At 46.6% G+C, this 17,741-nt stretch carries 18 protein-coding genes and 1 riboswitch; of the genes, 6 read left to right on the forward strand and 12 right to left on the reverse strand.

Translation table 11 applies throughout. The annotated features are described in order from the left end of the window. Positions 1 to 149 precede the first annotated feature (149 nt). The 8 genes from B3S86_RS01210 to pta form a co-directional block, all read right to left on the reverse strand. Positions 150 to 593, reverse strand: a complete 444-nt coding sequence (locus tag B3S86_RS01210) for a GDYXXLXY domain-containing protein (protein WP_035411417.1) — start codon at positions 591 to 593, stop codon at positions 150 to 152. Continuing rightward, entirely contained in the window at positions 590 to 1,777 is a 1,188-nt protein-coding gene (locus B3S86_RS01215; protein ID WP_290748365.1) for a DUF2157 domain-containing protein, read from the reverse strand. Before B3S86_RS01215 ends, B3S86_RS01210 begins: the two co-directional genes overlap by 4 nt. Before the next feature lie 170 nt (positions 1,778 to 1,947). Then, positions 1,948 to 3,927, reverse strand: coding sequence for a methyl-accepting chemotaxis protein (locus B3S86_RS01220; RefSeq protein ID WP_290748368.1), 1,980 nt, complete (start codon positions 3,925 to 3,927; stop codon positions 1,948 to 1,950). A 154-nt stretch (positions 3,928 to 4,081) separates the two neighbouring features. Continuing rightward, on the reverse strand, positions 4,082 to 4,381 hold the full coding sequence (locus B3S86_RS01225; RefSeq protein WP_035411426.1) for a rhodanese-like domain-containing protein: 300 nt from the start codon (positions 4,379 to 4,381) through the stop codon (positions 4,082 to 4,084). 120 nt (positions 4,382 to 4,501) lie between these two features. Further along, positions 4,502 to 5,878: an amino acid permease gene (locus B3S86_RS01230; protein ID WP_056064422.1), complete on the reverse strand. Its 1,377-nt coding sequence runs from the start codon at positions 5,876 to 5,878 to the stop codon at positions 4,502 to 4,504. 220 nt (positions 5,879 to 6,098) lie between these two features. After that, on the reverse strand, positions 6,099 to 7,400 hold the full coding sequence (locus B3S86_RS01235; RefSeq protein ID WP_056064425.1) for a nucleobase:cation symporter-2 family protein: 1,302 nt from the start codon (positions 7,398 to 7,400) through the stop codon (positions 6,099 to 6,101). Beyond that, a complete protein-coding gene (locus B3S86_RS01240; protein ID WP_035411444.1) occupies positions 7,397 to 7,981 on the reverse strand; it encodes a xanthine phosphoribosyltransferase in 585 nt (194 codons plus the stop codon). The genes B3S86_RS01235 and B3S86_RS01240 overlap by 4 nt, the downstream gene beginning before the upstream one ends. A 76-nt stretch (positions 7,982 to 8,057) precedes the next feature. Continuing rightward, positions 8,058 to 8,157, reverse strand: a riboswitch (purine riboswitch). A 70-nt stretch (positions 8,158 to 8,227) separates the two neighbouring features. Beyond that, positions 8,228 to 9,214, reverse strand: coding sequence for a phosphate acetyltransferase (gene pta / locus B3S86_RS01245; RefSeq protein ID WP_290748373.1), 987 nt, complete (start codon positions 9,212 to 9,214; stop codon positions 8,228 to 8,230). 345 nt (positions 9,215 to 9,559) lie between these two features. Between pta and hemQ the strand changes: the two genes are divergently transcribed. After that, positions 9,560 to 10,336 carry a hydrogen peroxide-dependent heme synthase gene (gene hemQ / locus B3S86_RS01250; RefSeq protein ID WP_290748375.1) on the forward strand — a complete coding sequence of 259 codons (777 nt, stop codon included), beginning with the start codon at positions 9,560 to 9,562 and terminating at the stop codon, positions 10,334 to 10,336. 92 nt (positions 10,337 to 10,428) lie between these two features. Further along, positions 10,429 to 10,578 carry a hypothetical protein gene (locus B3S86_RS01255; protein ID WP_023466754.1) on the forward strand — a complete coding sequence of 50 codons (150 nt, stop codon included), beginning with the start codon at positions 10,429 to 10,431 and terminating at the stop codon, positions 10,576 to 10,578. A gap of 96 nt (positions 10,579 to 10,674) precedes the next feature. Here B3S86_RS01255 and B3S86_RS01260 read toward each other — a convergent pair whose 3' ends face one another. Together B3S86_RS01260 and B3S86_RS01265 are read right to left on the reverse strand one after the other, a co-directional pair. Further along, a complete protein-coding gene (locus B3S86_RS01260) occupies positions 10,675 to 11,043 on the reverse strand; it encodes a DUF423 domain-containing protein (protein WP_023466753.1) in 369 nt (122 codons plus the stop codon). Positions 11,044 to 11,045: 2 nt separating this feature from the next. Continuing rightward, positions 11,046 to 11,651: a trimeric intracellular cation channel family protein gene (locus tag B3S86_RS01265; protein WP_023466752.1), complete on the reverse strand. Its 606-nt coding sequence runs from the start codon at positions 11,649 to 11,651 to the stop codon at positions 11,046 to 11,048. A gap of 165 nt (positions 11,652 to 11,816) precedes the next feature. Here B3S86_RS01265 and B3S86_RS01270 point away from each other — a divergent pair, with 165 nt between their 5' ends. The 4 genes from B3S86_RS01270 to B3S86_RS01285 all read left to right on the forward strand — a co-directional run bounded on the left by B3S86_RS01270 (position 11,817) and on the right by B3S86_RS01285 (position 16,249). Further along, positions 11,817 to 13,445, forward strand: a complete 1,629-nt coding sequence (locus B3S86_RS01270) for an ABC1 kinase family protein (RefSeq protein WP_290748379.1) — start codon at positions 11,817 to 11,819, stop codon at positions 13,443 to 13,445. Positions 13,446 to 13,586: 141 nt separating this feature from the next. Then, positions 13,587 to 14,438 (forward strand): GRP family sugar transporter, encoded by an 852-nt coding sequence (locus tag B3S86_RS01275; RefSeq protein ID WP_197026242.1) that lies wholly within the window; start codon positions 13,587 to 13,589, stop codon positions 14,436 to 14,438. An 18-nt stretch (positions 14,439 to 14,456) separates the two neighbouring features. After that, positions 14,457 to 15,242, forward strand: coding sequence for an SDR family oxidoreductase (locus B3S86_RS01280; RefSeq protein ID WP_035411459.1), 786 nt, complete (start codon positions 14,457 to 14,459; stop codon positions 15,240 to 15,242). A 32-nt stretch (positions 15,243 to 15,274) separates the two neighbouring features. Then, a complete protein-coding gene (locus B3S86_RS01285; protein WP_214856255.1) occupies positions 15,275 to 16,249 on the forward strand; it encodes a cation diffusion facilitator family transporter in 975 nt (324 codons plus the stop codon). 41 nt (positions 16,250 to 16,290) lie between these two features. Here B3S86_RS01285 and B3S86_RS01290 read toward each other — a convergent pair whose 3' ends face one another. Both B3S86_RS01290 and B3S86_RS01295 read right to left on the reverse strand, forming a co-directional pair. Further along, positions 16,291 to 17,001, reverse strand: a complete 711-nt coding sequence (locus tag B3S86_RS01290) for a thermonuclease family protein (RefSeq protein WP_290748384.1) — start codon at positions 16,999 to 17,001, stop codon at positions 16,291 to 16,293. A gap of 75 nt (positions 17,002 to 17,076) precedes the next feature. Beyond that, positions 17,077 to 17,727: an SDR family NAD(P)-dependent oxidoreductase gene (locus tag B3S86_RS01295; protein ID WP_035411468.1), complete on the reverse strand. Its 651-nt coding sequence runs from the start codon at positions 17,725 to 17,727 to the stop codon at positions 17,077 to 17,079. Positions 17,728 to 17,741 lie beyond the last annotated feature (14 nt).

A 17,741-nucleotide genomic window follows, 5' to 3' on the forward strand; every position in this document is an offset into this window, starting at 1 on the left:
TCTTCAAGTATCGAAATCGTCTCATTTCCAGCAACAGAGACTCTCTATCGATTTCCAATCACTTTACTCTTCCCATCTACACATGCAGATTCAGTTGTCTGAAAATTTAAATTAATAGTACAACCGTTTTATTCCTGGCGCAAGGTTTTTTACTCAGAAATCTTTAAATTCGTCGTCCGGATCGTTCCCCATGGTGACACATCCGCTCGGACTTCCAGTGCTTTTGCTTTTTCGTATTGTTTTCCGCTTCCCTGTTCGACATAATACTGCGTCAACTGCGGAATCGATACATATTGCTCGTAATAATCGCCGGCGACACTTCCGAAGAATCGTTCATTCGAAATCCGATCGATTTGAGCATAACCGGAAGCATCCGTCTTGAAGCTGACATAGACACGTCCGTTTTGAATCCTCGGACCAGGTTTTAAATCTGGGTACTGAAGCATCACGTATTCGCCGTAAACGGGATCAAACGGATCAAACGGTTCTGCCCGAAAACGGTACGATGTCCCGAACCAGGAGGTCGCAAAAAAGCTGACGATCAACAGACCGACGGCGCATGTCTGCAATACTGGTATCAGATAACGCTTCATGACGCCACACCTCCTTTACGGCGTAACCACCATAAGACACCAGACAATAAGAAGATGAGTAGCGCACCAATGAGGAAAAATAAGGACATGTTTAAACGATCCCAGGCATATATGACATATATCGCAATTTGAACGAGAATGAAATAGAGAAAGGCTGGCCAGACGACTGCATGACGGCGTTCTTGATATAACAGATACAGTAGCGCGGATAATTCAAAGAGAATGGCAAGTAGAATTGCCTGTTCATCAATCCAGAGTACTCCGACGAATCCAAGCGGTACGATGAACAACAATCCACGACATTTTTGATAGAGAAAGATTCCTAGACCGGTGGAGACGATAGCTAACAGTACCGCTTCTGTCACGGAGGGTAATACGACGTTTGATTCCGCACGAACGGATAAATAGATGATCGAACTGATAGCAGCGACGACCAGATAGACCATCTCGACGATACGGCGATTGGATTCCTCACGAACAAGCCAGAGAACTGGAACAAGCAAAAATAGCGTCCAAATCGGCCACAGGAATCCGTCATATGATACGAGGAGAAACAAGGATAGACCGCTGAAAAAAAGAAACAGCCAGCTAAATAAAAGCGACGGCAGCTGTTGACTGAAGTAAAACCAGCTGAACGAAAGTATAATCATAAGACTAAAGGACGTCCAGTCAAGATAACTCGCCTGCTCCTGACCAAATCCCCCAAGACTCGTGAAGATCGTCCATCCGGAAAGAAAGGCGACGACACCGTATGCCTCATGACGCCAAAGTACATAATGTACTAACGCGGCGACAAACACACACCAACCGAGTAATGATCCTTCCATCGGCAAATGAAAACTTTGAACCACGACGAGAATTGAGGCACCAAATGCTAGGATTCCACCGATTCGAAAGACAATCGGATGAAGAATATGACGACGTTCCGAAAGATCTGCCACGATGTAACAGCTCCACATGAGTACTACGACGAGTCCGATTTTCCAGCCGACTGGCATCGCTTGCCAATTAGCAGCCAAAAAGCTGAATACAGCCAATACGACGAAGGTACCTCCAATGATTAATAACAAAGGCAGACGTTGTTTTGTTGAACGTTGATTTTCATAGTTCAGAATTCGTTCAACAGTTGCTTCATCCAAAAGACCTGCATCTTGCCACTCTCTTATTTTACGAAACTGCTTCACCGTACCCACCTCCTTCGAAGTGTTAGATACTAATTAAATTCCCGATTTAACACTGTCTCAAGCCCAGATTCACAGGGATTATAAGCTATTTGTTCCGTTTGTCACCGAATGTTGACAGACAAAAAAAGGCAAGGAAGACGGGCTTCCTTGCCTTTTTTTGATTTGATCATTTAAACACGGAAACGGGCAACGAGTACCTGTAGTTCTTCCGCCATATCGGATAATACTTTGGCGGATTGCGAAATCTCTTCCATCGCACTCAACTGTTCTTCCGTCGTCGCTGCGACTTGTTTCGAAGCGGACGAATTCTCTTGCGCGATATGTGCGATTTCCGTCGCTGACGCAGATACTTCTTGGACGTTCGCTGCAATTTCTTCGACCGTCGCCGTCACGTCTTCGATCCGTGGCGTCATTTCCTGCGTTCGTTCGAGAATCTTTTGGAAACGCTCTGCTGATGCTTCTGTCGTCGACAAACCGGCTTTCGTCTGTCCTGAGACTTCCTTCATCATCGTGACCGACTGATCCGTCTCCTGTTTAATGTTTTGAATCAGCTGTGCAATCTGTTTCGTTGAATCCTGTGATTGCTCTGCTAGTTTACGCACTTCACTCGCAACGACAGCGAATCCTTTTCCATTTTCGCCTGCGCGTGCTGCTTCGATTGCTGCGTTCAGTGCTAACAAATTGGTTTGCTCAGCGATACCGTTGATGACATCGACGATTTTTCCGATTTCATTCGAACGATGGGCGAGTGAGCTGATGACACCACCGAAGTTTTGAACGGAGGCATCGATTTCTTTCATCTGCTCAACGTTCTTCAGCACAGCAGCTGTTCCATTCTCGGCTTCTGTTGCCGTTGAACGTGACAATTCCGAGACATCGGTTGAGCTCTCAGCGATTCGCATGATGCCTGCTGTAATCGATTGGAGCGAAACAGCATTCGCATCGAGTTGACGTTTCGATTGATCCGCCCCTGCTGCGACCTGTTGAATCGATCCCGCGATTTGCTCAGAAGCGGAAGTCGTTTGGGCAGAGTTCGCCATCAATTCCTGAGAAGAGCCAGCTACTTGTGTAATCGACTGATCGAGATTAATGATGATCGAACGGAGTGAGTCAACCATGACGTTAAAGCTTTGGGCCACTTGACCGACTTCATCATTTGATTCAACGATGACGGGTTCCGTCAAATCACCAGATTGAATCCGTTCTGCTCCACGTGTTAAATGACCGAGTGGGCGAAGAATCGAGCGAAGAATGAAGTAGATGAAGATGGCTGCGACGAGCAACATCCCGCCGATGACAACAAGCGTCGTCCAAAGAATACTCGATGTCGCATCCGTGATTTCATGATCGTACAGTGTTCCGGCAACCTTCCACTTCGTCAGGTCGTTCGTCATGAAGTCCATCTGTTTGCCTTTGTTTTCAAACTCATAGCCAAACTGCCCTGCTGGATTAGCGTAAAGTGATGACACCCATTTGCCTGTCGCTTTCTCACCTGGTTTTAATGTCGGATGCGTAACGATTTTTTTCGTAGAATCAAGAATCATTACGTATCCTTCTTTTCCGATTTTGATCTTTTTCGCGATTTCCGCGATCCGGTCGACATCGACATCAATCGCCACGACACCTCTTCCGTTACCTGTCGTCTGCGAGAGCGTGACCATCATCTTGTTCGAGGCAGCATCGACGTACGGATCCGTGATGACGACCTTGCCACCTGCTGCTTCTGCCGATTGATACCACGAGCGTTCCCGTGGATCATAATCATCTGGCATGACCTGTTCCGGGAAAATATTCATATCCCCGTCCGTCGTCGCGAAATAGATGTTCGCCGCCTGCGGATGCATATCGAGATATTCAGTCATTTTTTCCTTTAACGCAGCATTTTGTTTTCCTTTTTGATAGAGCGTCCCGTCAATTCGGTCCGCAAAAAAGGCGACATCGCGCCGCATCGGATCAATGATGTTTTGGATCTCATCATTCATCCGGTCGACTCCACTATGAGCAGATTGAAGAATCTGTTCCGTCATCTTTTGTTTCGCGAGGTCATATGCGACAAAGCCGATTACTAATGCAGGAATCATCAAAAGTAGAATCGATGTCACGATTAATTTTTGTTTGATGCTCATTGTTCGTTTGATCTTTTGTTCCATGTGTCACTCCATTCTCGAGTGCAAGGACTCGCTATTCTACCTTCTCTATCGGAAGAATAACGAAAAATGTTCATAGAAAAATCGGTAAACGTGTACTAGTTCACATGAAAAAAGACGACTCAGTTCGAGTCGTCTTCCTTAGTAACGCTTACCCTTATGCTTCTTGATCGCCCTTCCAGTTCATCATACCGCCTTCGACGTTGACGATGTCGTATCCATATTGCTCGAGGAAACGACCGACGTTTTCGCTCCGCGCACCCGCTTTACAGATCAAGTAGTAGGTTTCGCCTTCTTGCAATTCCGTATAGCGTTCGCCGATCTCAGACATCGGAAGGAGGCGGACGTTCGGAATATGTCCTGCATCGTATTCATCCTGCTCACGGACGTCGACGACATGCAACGCCTCACCTGCCTCTAATCGTTCTTGTAACTCATCTACATGAATCGTTTTCATTTCGTATGACCTCCTGTATGGTTCTGTCGTAAGTGTAGCAAATCTATCATTAAAACAAAACGAAACGGTTTGATACGAAGCGTCAAAAAAGCGGATCCGTTTCCGGATCCGCTCGTTTCCTTATTCTCCTGATGCCTGACGCGTCGACTGACGTGTCTCCTTATGCATTCCCCGTGCATAATAGACAGCAATCAGAATCGCATACCAGAGTGGTCCAACGACCAGAGCGATCCGTGTACTTGCGTCAAATGCCATCAAGACGATGACACCGGCAAGCGCCGCGAGGGCGATATAGTTCGCAATCGGGAAGAACGGAACACCAAATTCTGCTGAACCGTGTACTTTCCGTGCTCGCATCTGAGCGATTAGAATCATTGCCCACGTCCAGACGGCGCCAAACGTCGCAATACTCGTAACGATCGCAAAGACGTCTTCCGGTAAGAAATAGTTCAAAGCGACACCGACGAGCAATGCGACACCTGAAAGAATCGTCGCCAGTGCCGGAACACCGTTTTTCGAGATTTTCGAGAAACGACGTGGTGCTTCACTGTTCTCGGATAAGTTCATCATCATCCGGGCTGTCGAGAAGATACCCGAGTTACATGACGAGAGTGCTGCCGTTAAGACAACGAAGTTAATGATGCCGGCTGCTGCCGGAATACCAAGTGAATCAAATAATAATACGAACGGACTGCTGTTGTTCGCACCGACTTGATCCCATGGATAAATCGATAAAATGACGAAGAGCGCCCCGATGTAGAATACTAAGATTCGAAGGAAGACGTTGTTAACAGCTTTTCGAATCGTTTTTTTCGGGTTCTTCGCTTCCCCTGCTGTGACCCCAATCACTTCAATTCCTAAGAAGGCAAACATGACCATCTGCATGGCAAGGAGTACTCCACCGAATCCGTTCGGCAGGAATCCACCATGTGACCAAAGGTTCGAAATCCCAACCGGTGTGCCGCCGTTTCCAAGACCAATGACGATCGTCAAAGTTCCTAAGATGATCATGGCGACGATCGCGACGATTTTAATCAACGCAAACCAAAATTCGAATTCACCATAAAATTTAACAGCAATGAAGTTGATGCTTGTCATCAAGACAAGTGCTGCTAGCGCCCATACCCACCCCTGGGAATCCGGGAACCATACTTTCATGTAAATACCGACTGCTGTGATTTCCGCCATACACGTAAAAATCCAGAGTAACCAATAATTCCAACCCGTTAAAAAACCAGCTAATGGACTGACATACTTTCGGGCATATTCCGCAAAACTACCAGCGATCGGCTCCCGCACTGCAAGCTCCCCAAGTGCTCGCATGATAATGAAAATGATGACACCACCGATAAGATAACCAAGTAAGATCCCTGGACCTGCCAATTGGATCGCTTTCGCTGATCCGAGGAAGAGTCCAACACCGATTGCCGCCCCCAGCGACATGAGTGTAATGTGACGTTCTTCCAGTCCCCGATTCAACTCTGTCTGTTGTTTCATTTTTACGACGTCCTTCCAGTCTCTGTTTGTTTCTTAGCAGTTCCCCGTACCGCTACGTTGTCAGTATAAAGAAGATGTGTCGATTTTGTAAACGTTTTCAATGTATATTTTTCACTAAATCCACATACTCGGAATATTCTGATTACGTTAGCAGTATAAAAAAGGAACTACCTGCTACTATGTAGTATACAGGATAGCTCCTTTCGGAAAGTTACAATTGTTATTCAACTTTAGCAAGTGGCACATCTGCTGTTTCGGACTTCCCGGTCAATCGGAAGATCCCGTTCAATAGCAATGCTGTTAGTGAACCAGCGACGATCGGGCTATCCGTCAAAACGCGAATTTGTGATGGGAGACCTGCTACGATTTCAGGATTCATGCTAATTCCTAGACCAATTCCGAGCGCGAGTGCCACCGTGATGACGTGCTCGTTCTTCGAAAAATCGACCCGTGATAGGATACGGATCCCGCTTGCCGCGACCGTTCCGAACATGATCAACATCGCTCCACCAAGAACAGGTTTTGGAATCAATGTCGTAAACGTCGCTACTTTTGGTAAGAAACCGAGCAAGATCAAAAATCCACCCGCAAATAAAATGACTTTGCGTGTCTTTACGCCAGTCAACTGAACTAGACCGACGTTTTGGCTATAGGTCGTGTAAGGGAAACTATTGAAGATACCACCAACGATCGTCGCGACACCCTCTGCTCGGTAACCACGCGCTAGATCCTTATCCGTCAAACGACGGTCCGTGATTTCACCAAGTGTCAAGAACACACCTGTCGATTCAACCATCGAGACGAGACCAACGAGCGTCATTGTCAAGATGGCAGTTGCATTGAATGTCGGTACACCGAAGTAAAATGGTGTCACCATTTGGAACCATGACGCTTCTGCCACCGGACTGAAGTCGATCATTCCCATGCCAAATGCAACGAGTGTACTGATCATCACAGCAATTAAGACAGCTGCCGCTTTTGAGAAGACCGTACCGTAGCGATTCAAGATTAAAATCAAGACGATCGTTAATCCGGCGAGTCCGAGGTAACGTAAGTCACCAAAGTCTTTCGCTCCCTGTCCGCCTCCGATATCGTTGATCGCAGCCGGAATCAAGGAAATCCCGATGATCGTCACGACGGAACCAAGGACAACCGGTGGGAACAGGACCGCGATCTTACTAAACCAACCTGAAATGACGAGAATGATCAGCCCACTGGCAATCAAAGCACCGTAAATCGCTGTAATGCCTTGAAGACTTCCAATCGCAATCATTGGACCGACTGCTGTAAAGGTACAACCAAGTACGACTGGAAGACCAACACCTGTGTATTTCGTGACGAGTACTTGTAATAAGGTCGCAACACCACACATGAAAAGATCAATCGCCACTAAATAAGCAAGTTCTTCTCCTGACAATCCGATCGCACTCCCGACGATCAGTGGAACAACAGCTGCTCCCGTGTACATCGCAAGCACATGCTGAAGTCCGAGACTGGCTGCTTTGAAGTTTGATAGTCTCATACGGTCACCGAGTCGACGAATGTCGCTTTTCCGTCCTTCAATGACTCAACACGCGCGAGTGACTCGACACGGAATCCAGCTTCGATCAGTTTTTGACGTCCCGGTTGGAACGACTTTTCAATGACGATTCCAAATCCAGCGACTTCTGCCCCTGCCTGTTCAACGAGACGAGCGAGACCAAATGCTGCTTCTCCGTTTGCGAGGAAGTCATCAATGATCAGAACACGTTCACCCGGTTGCAGGTATTTCTCTGCGACCGTGATTGTATTCGTCTGTTGTTTCGTAAATGAGAAAACTTCAGCTGAAATCGTTCCTTCGTTCAATGTGACCGATTTCGTCTTACGAGCATAGACCATTGGTACGCCAAGACGAAGTGCTGTCATCATTGCCGGGGCAATACCTCCCGCTTCGATTGTCAAAATCCGCGTGATACCAGCATCTTGAAAGCGTTCCATGAACTCATAGGCGATTTCCCACATCAACGTCGGATCAACCTGATGATTTAAAAAAGCATCCACTTTCAATACTTGATCCGATAAGACGATTCCCTCTTGATTAATCATATCGTGTAGACGTTTCATACATGCATTCTCCTCTTTAAAAAACGAAAAAACGTACAGCCGCTACCCGGGGGCAGCCACTGTACGCCAAAAAAGAGAGCAGTAACTCACCACCCGTAGTCGGATCGTTACGGCGATCCGGTAGAGACTCGTGGGCCAATTCCCACTATTATACGAGCGTTGCTATACGTTTACGTTTCGTGATTTTCGTGATGTTTACCATTGTACGGGGTTTAGCGAAAAAGTAAAGACTTTTTCACACTGTGCTTAGGCTTGGCGTTCTTCGACCGCTTGTGCCGCCGTGATGATCGCGAGTTTGTAGACATCTTCTTCGTTACAACCGCGTGAAAGATCGTTGACCGGTTTGTTCAAACCTTGAAGGATTGGACCGATTGCTTCGAAGCCACCAAGACGTTGTGCGATTTTGTAGCCAATGTTTCCAGCTTCAAGACTTGGGAAGATGAAGACGTTCGCTTGACCCGCGACATCTGATTCTGGTGCTTTTGATTTTGCGACACTTGGAACGAAAGCAGCATCAAATTGAAGTTCGCCATCGATCGCAAGTTCTGGTGCGCGTTCTTTTGCGATACGCGTTGCTTCAACGACACGCTCTGTCTCTGCTGATTTTGCTGAACCTTTTGTTGAGAAGCTGAGCAATGCGACTTTCGGATCGATCCCGAATGTTTTCGCTGTTTTCGCAGATGCGATCGCGTTCTCTGCTAGGTCGTTCGCATCCGGTGCGATGTTGATCGCGCAGTCTGCGAAGACGTATTGCTCATCGTCACGAACCATGATGAAGACGCCAGATGTTTTTTTATAGCCTTCTTGCATTTTGATGATTTGAAGTGCCGGGCGAACTGTATCACCTGTAGCGTGCATCGCACCCGATACAAGACCTTCTGCTTGTCCAGTGTGAACGAGCATTGTACCAAACGTGTTCACGTCTTTTAAGATGACAGCACGTGCTTGTTCTTCTGTTGCTTTCCCTTTACGACGCTCAACGAACGATGCGACGAGCTCATCAATGTCAGCGTAAGAAGCAGGATCGATTGTATCAAGTCCAGTTACATCGATGCCGTTCGCTGTTGCTGTTTCTTCAATTTGTGCACGCGGTCCGATGACGACCGGTGTGACAAGACCGTCTTTCTTCAAACGGACAGCTGCGCCGAGAACACGCGCGTCAATTCCTTCTGGGAAGACGATTTTCGGTTGGTGCGCTTTAATCTTTTGTTCTAACATATCGAATAATTGCATGAGTTTCTCTCCTTTTTTAGGTAAACACGACGACGTCGATTTGATCCATTTTCTTTTCCACCGTTTATTATACACAGTTCTCAATCGTTGTTAAAACAATTTGCAAAAAAGTTATCTAACAAAAGCACTGAAGCCATATTCCCTGACTATTACAGTCCTTTTAAAGAATAGTACAGAGACTTTTTTAAGTAAAATATTGTCCCTTTCTCCTTTTACCCACTCCCTGCTCTTTTCATGTGTTACGATCTCGTGGACAAAAATTTTTAAGACAAAGCCTTTTATATAGAATGTGATAAGATAGGATATGGAAAAAGACAATTTATTTCAGACTCAGGAGGTCATCCCATGCAACACCAAACATCTGAACCGACTGCTACGCAACAAGCCGCTGAAACACTCGACGGCTGGTATACATTACATGATTTTCGCCGGATCGATTGGTCACGCTTAAAACAAGTCGACGCGACAGAGCGCGCGCGCATGATTGAAAAGTTCCAAGCCTTCCTCGCAGAGCTTTCTGGGGTGGAAGAAGCTAAAGACGGAAGCCACGCACTTTATACGATCATTGGTCAAAAAGCAGATCTCGTCTTGATGGTTCTTCGTCCTACGATGGAACAAATTCAAGACGTCGAAGTCAAGATGCAGAAACTCGATCTCTATGATTATTTGGTTCCAACATATTCTTATGTCTCTGTCGTCGAACTTGGTACGTACCGTGGTTCAGGCGAAGGAAACCCATACGAGAATCCATATGTGCGTGACCGCCTCTATCCGATCCTGCCACAAGCGAAGCACATCTGCTTCTATCCAATGAGCAAGTCACGTCGCGATGGCGATAACTGGTATACACTCTCAATGGAGAAACGAAAAGAGCTCATGTATCGTCACGGTATGATCGGTCGGAGTTACGCTGGGAAGATTCAGCAAATCATCGGCGGATCAACAGGATTTGACGATTGGGAATGGGGCGTTACGCTCTTCTCAGATGACATTCTTCAGTTCAAGAAAATCGTTTACGAAATGCGTTTTGATGAAGTCAGCGCGAAATATGGCGAGTTCGGTGAGTTCTTCATTGGTAACCGTCTCGAAAGTGAACAATTAAATACTCATTTTGCACTTTAATGTGTTGAATGACGTTTGATTGAAATATCTCATGGGAATATACTCCTTGCGGCTATAAAACAGTAAGTTGAATGACGTAAGGAGGAATTACCATGGGGAATGCTATGAACCGATCGACACGATCGCGTGAATTGCAATTCGCTGTGCTTTCAAAAGAGCTGAAACCGGTTGCAGATCGTGTACTGGATCGCTATGAGCAAGCATTATCGAAGCTAAACAAAACACAAACGACAAAGCGGTGAATCCGTTTTGATACCTACGCCTACTCTATCATGAGTAGGCGTTTTTCATATGAAAAAGACCGTGTTTCTCCATGACTGAAGAAACACGGTCCGTTCTCATAATCCTTTATAGGCACCAATTGCGACAAAGATCCACGCCGCGATGAACAAGACGCCACCGATCGGTGTGATGGCACCCAGTTTCGTTACATTCGTCAATGCCATGACGTACAGACTACCTGAGAAGAAGACGATTCCGGCGAGCATCAGCCATGCAGCTAATGACCATTGTGGGATCGATGCCTTTAATAAGAGTCCTCCGAGTGCTAGGATGCCGAGCGAGTGTACCATCTGGTAAAGTACGCCTGTCTGCCAGTTCGCGAGCATCCGCTCCGTCAACATATCTTTTAAGGCGTGTGCACCGAATGCACCTAGTGCGACCGATAGCATCATCGAGATCGCGCCAATCATAATGAATACTTTCATACTTATTCTCCCCCTAACCGTCGTGCTGGTAAATTCCATTCATAATAATACGATAGCATACGTAAAACGGTGATGAGTCCGAGCAATGTGAACAAATGTAGAGGATTCGTCAATTGGAAGCGATCAATCACGAGTGCTGCCATGACAGCCCACATCGCATAGATCTCTTTATGCAAGACGAGTGGTTTCCGACCAGCGAGTAAATCGCGAATCACACCACCACCAACACCGGTCAGTACAGCCGCTGAAATTGTTGCTGACAACGGCAGTCCTTTTGCTGTCGCCATCAGGGCACCTTGAATCGCAAACGCAGACAATCCGAGCGCATCCGCGAGGACCCCCCAACGTGTCCAGTGCGGCAAGAATAACTGAGGTAACATGAAAATCAACAACGCAACGAGAATCGCGACTAAAAAGAGACCACCTTGCGACCAGAGAGCAGATACTGGTACACCAATCAATAGATTACGAATGGCACCACCACCAAATGCTGTGATCAAAGCAAGTAACCAAACGCCGAATAAATCATATTTTTCTTCCATTGCGACGATCGCACCACTCATCGCAAAAGCGACCGTGCCGATGATATTCAATAAGTCCCAGGACATGCGCACATTTCACCTTTCTACAAAGAAATTCCAATACTTACTATACTCTCTTTTTAGTTTCCGTAAAGCATTAATTTTCTGTCACCGTTTCGACCGTTTGCGAGTGACGTTTTTAGGTAAAGTAACCTATACTGAAACAAACTGTACAGGAAGCTAGGTGACCGTATGAAACGTTGGGCGCTTTATCGCATCGTCGTCATCGTGACGATGTTCGCACGTTACATCTTTACGATCTATCGATTCACCCGGAAAAACCGGCCAGGTACGAACAATGAAGAGTTTGAGCGCATCATGATCCGAATTGCGCGTGACTATAAGAAAAAAGCATTACGGTTAGAAGGATTATTGATCAAGCTCGGTCAGTTCTTATCGATTCGAGCCGATCTGTTTCCTCCGTCCGTCTTGATGGAACTGACCGAACTGGTTGATAAAGTTCCTTCAAGTAAACTTGGAGAGTCACGAAAGATCATCGAAGAGGATTGGGGTATGCCAATCGAAGAAATCATCTCGGATATCAGTTCCCGTCCTGTCGCTTCTGCCTCGATTGGTGAGGTGTACAGCGGAACCTTAAAATCAAACGGTAAAAAAGTCGCGATCAAAGTACAGCGACCGAATATCGAACAAATCATCAAAACCGATTTCCGTGCCATGCGTATCGTCATTGCCATGTTGCGCCGGACGTCGTTAAACAAATCGACTGATTTGCAAAGCTTATATCGCCAAATGGTCTTCGTAATCGGTGATGAATTGAATTACCGTACCGAATTAAAAAACGGTCTCTACTTTAAAAAGATGTATGAAACAAACCCTGTCATTTATATCCCGAGCTATTATGAAGAACATTGTACAAATCGGGTGCTTGTCATGGAGTGGATCGAAGGAACACGCATCACGGATCTTGATTATCTAGCCGAACATCAGATTGACCGTGAAGAACTAGCACGTAATTTATTTTTGAACGCTGGGGAACAATTACTGTTCGGCGGGAAATTCCACGCCGATCCGCACCCAGGTAATGTCCTCGTCCAGTCCGATGGCAAAATCGTCTTGCTTGATTTTGGGATGATCGGAGCGACGACGCCCGATGATATGCGCGCGATCCAGCGGATTCTTCAGTCCTTCGTCACATTGGATTATGATGCGATCGTCGATGGTCTAGAAGATCTACGATTCTTGTTGCCGAATGCGAATAAGCAAAATATCCGACAAGCGATTGAAAAAGCAGTCACGTTCTATCTCGAAAGTGATATGGAAAACGTGGATACAAAACTGATCGAGAAGGTCTTATCCGATATCGAATTGCTCGTCCGAAATGAACCGATCCAGCTTCCTGCTGAGTTTGCTTTCTTTGGACGTGCCGCATCAACGATTCTTGGAATCCTTCAGATTCTTTCACCGCAAATCAACCTGCTGGAACTCGCTAAACCAATGGTTCGACGCTGGCTCGATGACGAAGGGAAAAATCAAAACCGTTACCTACAGATTGCTGGTTCTTACGGCGCGCGATTGCTCGCCTTCCCGCGTCTTGTTAACGATGCCTTAAGCGAACCGACACGTTGGCGGATCATGGAGCAACAAAAGTTCTCTCGTGTTGCGAACATCGAGTCACTCAAAATCCGACAGTGGACGAGTTCGCTCGTCGGGATCATCAGCCTGCCTTTTAGTTATCTCGGCTATTATTTTACGCAGTTCGACGTCATGGGCATTTCCTTGACGATCGCTGTCATCGCTTTATGGAACGGTCGCCGGATCGGACGACAAATCGTCCGGATCGCCGATGAACCATTCCGTTAAATAACACATGAGCAGACGTCCACCTCGGTGGACGTTTTTTATTTCAGAATAATTCATCTTCGCACCATAAGGTTTTTCCTATCGCCTTGCGGGGTACAGCTTCAAGTAGAGAGATAATAGTAAGGAGAGGTGAAACACTTGATTGATATTCTAATTGCCATCGTTCCCGCATTGATGTGGGGATCGTTGCCGCTTGTCGTTTCGAAAATCGGAGGTTCAACGGCGCAACAAATCATCGGTACGACTCTGGGTGCGTTACTTTTCGCGATCGTCACCTTCTTTTTTGTCAGCCCAGAGATGTCGACGACCGCTTGGGTTGCCGGATTCTTTTCTGGTGCCTTTTGGGCACTTGGTCAAAAAAATCAATTTGCCGCATTTCGTCAAATGGGTGTCTCAAAAACGATGCCAATTTCAACAGGGATGCAACTCGTCGGAACATCGTTGTTCGGTGTTCTTGCTTTTGGAGAGTGGTCAACGACAACTGCCTTGATTCTCGGAATCAGTGCGCTTGTATTGATCATTGCCGGAGCAGCTTTCACGTCTTATAAGGAGGATAAAAGTAAAGAAGACGAGAATATCGGCAAAGGATTGACGCTCCTTCTCATCTCGACTGTCGGGTATGTCGGTTACGTCGTCATCGCCCGCTGGTTTGATATTAATGGCTGGGAAGCCGTATTACCGCAAGCGATCGGGATGGTCGTCAGCGCCATTCTTCTTTCTTTACGAGAAGGAGATCTCTTTACGAAGAAAACTGCTGGCAATACCATCGGCGGACTCATGTGGGCTGTCGGGAACGTCGCTTTACTGTTTGCTACGGCAAAAGTTGGAGTCGCAACAAGCTTCTCCCTTTCTCAAACAGGTGTCGTCATTTCAACCATTGGTGGCGTCCTCTTGCTGAAAGAAACAAAAACGAAGAAAGAGATGACCTTCGTCATTATCGGTTGTATTTTAGTCGTTGCTGGTGGAATCATGATTGGATTTACGAAACAATAAATGAAGGAGTGAAGCATCATGTATGAAAGTTTAAAAGGAAAAGTTGCCGTCGTAACAGGTGGATCAATGGGAATCGGTGAAGCTATCGTTCGTCGTTATGCAGAAGAAGGCATGCGTGTCGTCATCAACTATCGCAGCCACCCGGAAGAAGCGAAAAAAATCGCTGAATCGATTCAAGAAAAAGGTGGGGAAGCCTTTATCGTCCAAGGGGATGTCTCAAAGGAAGATGATATGATCAATCTTGTGAAAGAGACGGTGGCTCACTTTGGTCAGTTGGATGTTTTCGTCAATAACGCGGGAATCGAGATGCCGTCAGCGTCCCACGAGATGTCGCTCGAAGATTGGCAAAAAGTCATCGACGTCAACTTAACAGGAGCTTTCCTCGGGGCACGAGAAGCACTGAAGTACTTCGTCGAACATGATGTCAAAGGTAGTATCATCAATATGTCGAGTGTGCATGAAATCATTCCGTGGCCGACATTCGTCCACTACGCTGCGAGTAAAGGTGGCGTCAAATTGATGACACAAACCCTTGCGATGGAGTATGCACCAAAAGGAATCCGGGTTAATGCGATTGGACCTGGTGCGATCAATACGCCGATTAACGCTGAAAAATTCGAAGATCCAGAACAACGCAAAGAAGTCGAGAGCATGATTCCAATGGGCAACATCGGGAAACCAGAAGAGATTTCTGCCGTTGCCGCATGGCTTGCATCTGACGAAGCAAGTTATGTCACAGGAATCACACTCTTTGCCGACGGTGGCATGACACTTTATCCGTCTTTCCAAGCAGGACGCGGTTAACCTATTTTGAGTAGACAAGGAGAGAACCGCTCATGACCACTTTTTTCTCATTGATCCGTCGCGGAAATAAGTCAGCCCTTGCTGCCGCCATCGTCAATACGATCATTGCCGCGATCAAGTTCGTCGCCTATATCTTAACTGGGAATGTAGCGATGTTCGCTGAAATGATGCATACGATCGGTGACGCAGCGAACCAGTTCTTCGTCTACATCGGTTCTGCTCTCAGTAAAAAAGCACCAACGAAACGGTTTCCGAATGGTTTTGGTCGCCTTGTGAATCTCGTCTTACTTGCTGCGATCATCGTCGTTGCATTGCTTGCTTACGAGACGATTCGGGAAGGCATCTTGCATATCACACACGGTCCTGGCGAAAAAACGAGTGGTTTGTGGATCATCCTGACGGCACTTGGCATTGGTGTCGTACTGGAAGTCGGAGTGTTCTATAAAGCGATGAAAGAAATCGCGCATGAGACGGGACTCAAATCGAGCGGACTGACACTTGTTGGTCAAAGCTTCGCCCATCTTGGACAAGCCAAACCGGCGACACGTCTTGTCTTCATGGAAGATCTTGTCGCAACTCTTGGTGGCGTCATCGCCATTATCGCTGTCCTGATTTCGCATTATACGTCGTTTTATCAAGCAGAAGGCATTGCATCCATCTTGATTGGACTCATGATGTTTTATGTCGTCTACAACGTCTTTATTCAAAATGCTGCCGGTGCGCTCGGTGAAGTTGATGAAGTACTGACAGCCAAAATCGGTGAAATCTTGTTACGTGATGAAGCGGTTCGGGACATCGAAAAACTTGAAGTCATCAAGGAAGGAGATCACTTCCATGTCGAAACGGAGATTGAAGTTGACCCTAACTTGACAATTGCGCAAGCGGACGACATTAAAGATCGACTCGAATTGCAAATTCGCATCCTTAAAGGAATCACCGATGTCACGATCTCCTTTGATGAAGATGATAACGTACAGCAGTATCAACCACCGCCACCACCTGTATGATAGATAAAAGCCATCGCTAGCGATGGCTTTTTTTGCGTTTATCAGCGTGTTGCTCGGACGAATCCGGCTTCTTGTGCTTCTTTCTCCGTACAGAACCGTTGCTCCGGCTTCACTTCATTGTAAGACTGACCACCCGGGACATGGTAAATTTTTTTACCTGACCGATTGATATTACCTTTGATATCGCAGGATTTCGTTTCTGTAATCGCTTGAACATTGAATCCGCGATTCGTGACGTAGCCATCGTGCTTCCAGATTTTCTTCTTTGCCTGCTTGGCTTCCTGTTCGATCTGTTCAAACACATCGACATAACGTGTGTCTGGTTCATAGACGAACGCCACACGCGCAAGACCTTTTCGGAGTAACTCTTGATTCAACATTTTATCGCCGTACCAGACATATGCGAGCAGTCGTCCGTATCGGTCAGCCCGGGAATAATCACGCTCTAACCGAATAGCTGTCCCGCTCGGTAATGTCTCTTTTGTAAACGCTGAAGCTTCCGTTCCATAAGGTTGAACCGGCGTATCCGGTTTAACAGTTTCCGGTGTATCGACGAGCAACAAACGAACATCCTCCGTTTTCCCGTCTGCTAGCCTCACTTTTAATGTATCCCCATCGATGACGCGTTGCACCGTCGCTTTCGTAATCTTTTCATCGTCTGGTTGCTTGATGCCAAGCAGATCGGTTTCTTCTGGTGCACAACCGATGAGGACGAATAAAAAAAGTAGACTTATGAATACAGATCGTCTCATTTCTATTTCTCTCCTTTCCATGAAAATACGGATTCGGTCAATGTCCGAACCCGCATACGTCACCTTGTTCATAAGTTAGTCTGCTGATAGAACTGTCTCTACTTCGTTACGGTTTGTATAGAGTGTATAGAACGCTTCCGCTACGTTTTTCGGATCAAGTGCCGTTCCACGCTTCACTTCTCCGGCAATCGTGACAGTTCCGACGTAGACACCGTCTTCCTTCAACGTATCATGGAGCATGTGCGTCACTTGACGAACGCCTGCCTTGCCAATCGAAAGCCCTGGTAACGATTTGATTGCTTGCATCGCAGCGCCACCTCCTGTAATCAGGATGGCGCCGTCTTTTCGTTCCTGCATCGAAGGAGCAACGAGTTGTGCGGCATGCAGTGCACCGAGAACATCGATCTCGAACTCTTTCGTAATCTGTTCTGCCGAGACTTCAAGGACAGATGCTTGATGTAAAATCGAAGCATTATAGACTAAGACATCGATTTGTCCATACTGCTCCTCTGTCCATTCGATGAGTGATGCGATATCGGCTTTTCGAGAAGCATCACATTCTACCCCCACCGCCTCTACACCTTCTTCTTTTAGTTCCGTGATGACGGCTGCAAGCGTTTCTTGTGTCCGCGCCGCACAAACGACTTGAAACCCTTCTTGCCCGAATCGTTTACTGATTTCATATCCGTTTCCTGGTCCTGCTCCAATGACGATGACTGTTTTCATGACGTATCTCCCTT

It is taken from the genome of Exiguobacterium sp. UBA3968 (assembly GCF_002385115.1).
In the GTDB taxonomy this organism is placed as follows: Bacteria; Bacillota; Bacilli; order Exiguobacteriales; family Exiguobacteriaceae; genus Exiguobacterium_A.

Bases quoted from the DNA above. Each gene is read 5' to 3' on its own strand.
- B3S86_RS01220 (WP_290748368.1), bottom strand. From the start codon at position 3,927: ATGGAACAAAAGATCAAACGAACAATGAGCATCAAACAAAAATTAATC.
- B3S86_RS01225 (WP_035411426.1), bottom strand. From the start codon at position 4,381: ATGAAAACGATTCATGTAGATGAGTTACAAGAACGATTAGAGGCAGGT.
- B3S86_RS01230 (WP_056064422.1), bottom strand. From the start codon at position 5,878: ATGAAACAACAGACAGAGTTGAATCGGGGACTGGAAGAACGTCACATT.
- B3S86_RS01210 (WP_035411417.1), bottom strand. From the start codon at position 593: ATGAAGCGTTATCTGATACCAGTATTGCAGACATGCGCCGTCGGTCTG.
- B3S86_RS01260 (WP_023466753.1), bottom strand. From the start codon at position 11,043: ATGAAAGTATTCATTATGATTGGCGCGATCTCGATGATGCTATCGGTC.
- B3S86_RS01290 (WP_290748384.1), bottom strand. From the start codon at position 17,001: ATGAGACGATCTGTATTCATAAGTCTACTTTTTTTATTCGTCCTCATC.
- B3S86_RS01235 (WP_056064425.1), bottom strand. From the start codon at position 7,400: ATGAGACTATCAAACTTCAAAGCAGCCAGTCTCGGACTTCAGCATGTG.
- B3S86_RS01240 (WP_035411444.1), bottom strand. From the start codon at position 7,981: ATGAAACGTCTACACGATATGATTAATCAAGAGGGAATCGTCTTATCG.
- hemQ (WP_290748375.1), top strand. From the start codon at position 9,560: ATGCAACACCAAACATCTGAACCGACTGCTACGCAACAAGCCGCTGAA.
- B3S86_RS01285 (WP_214856255.1), top strand. From the start codon at position 15,275: ATGACCACTTTTTTCTCATTGATCCGTCGCGGAAATAAGTCAGCCCTT.
- B3S86_RS01270 (WP_290748379.1), top strand. From the start codon at position 11,817: ATGAAACGTTGGGCGCTTTATCGCATCGTCGTCATCGTGACGATGTTC.
- B3S86_RS01265 (WP_023466752.1), bottom strand. From the start codon at position 11,651: ATGTCCTGGGACTTATTGAATATCATCGGCACGGTCGCTTTTGCGATG.
- B3S86_RS01280 (WP_035411459.1), top strand. From the start codon at position 14,457: ATGTATGAAAGTTTAAAAGGAAAAGTTGCCGTCGTAACAGGTGGATCA.
- B3S86_RS01255 (WP_023466754.1), top strand. From the start codon at position 10,429: ATGGGGAATGCTATGAACCGATCGACACGATCGCGTGAATTGCAATTC.
- B3S86_RS01295 (WP_035411468.1), bottom strand. From the start codon at position 17,727: ATGAAAACAGTCATCGTCATTGGAGCAGGACCAGGAAACGGATATGAA.
- pta (WP_290748373.1), bottom strand. From the start codon at position 9,214: ATGCAATTATTCGATATGTTAGAACAAAAGATTAAAGCGCACCAACCG.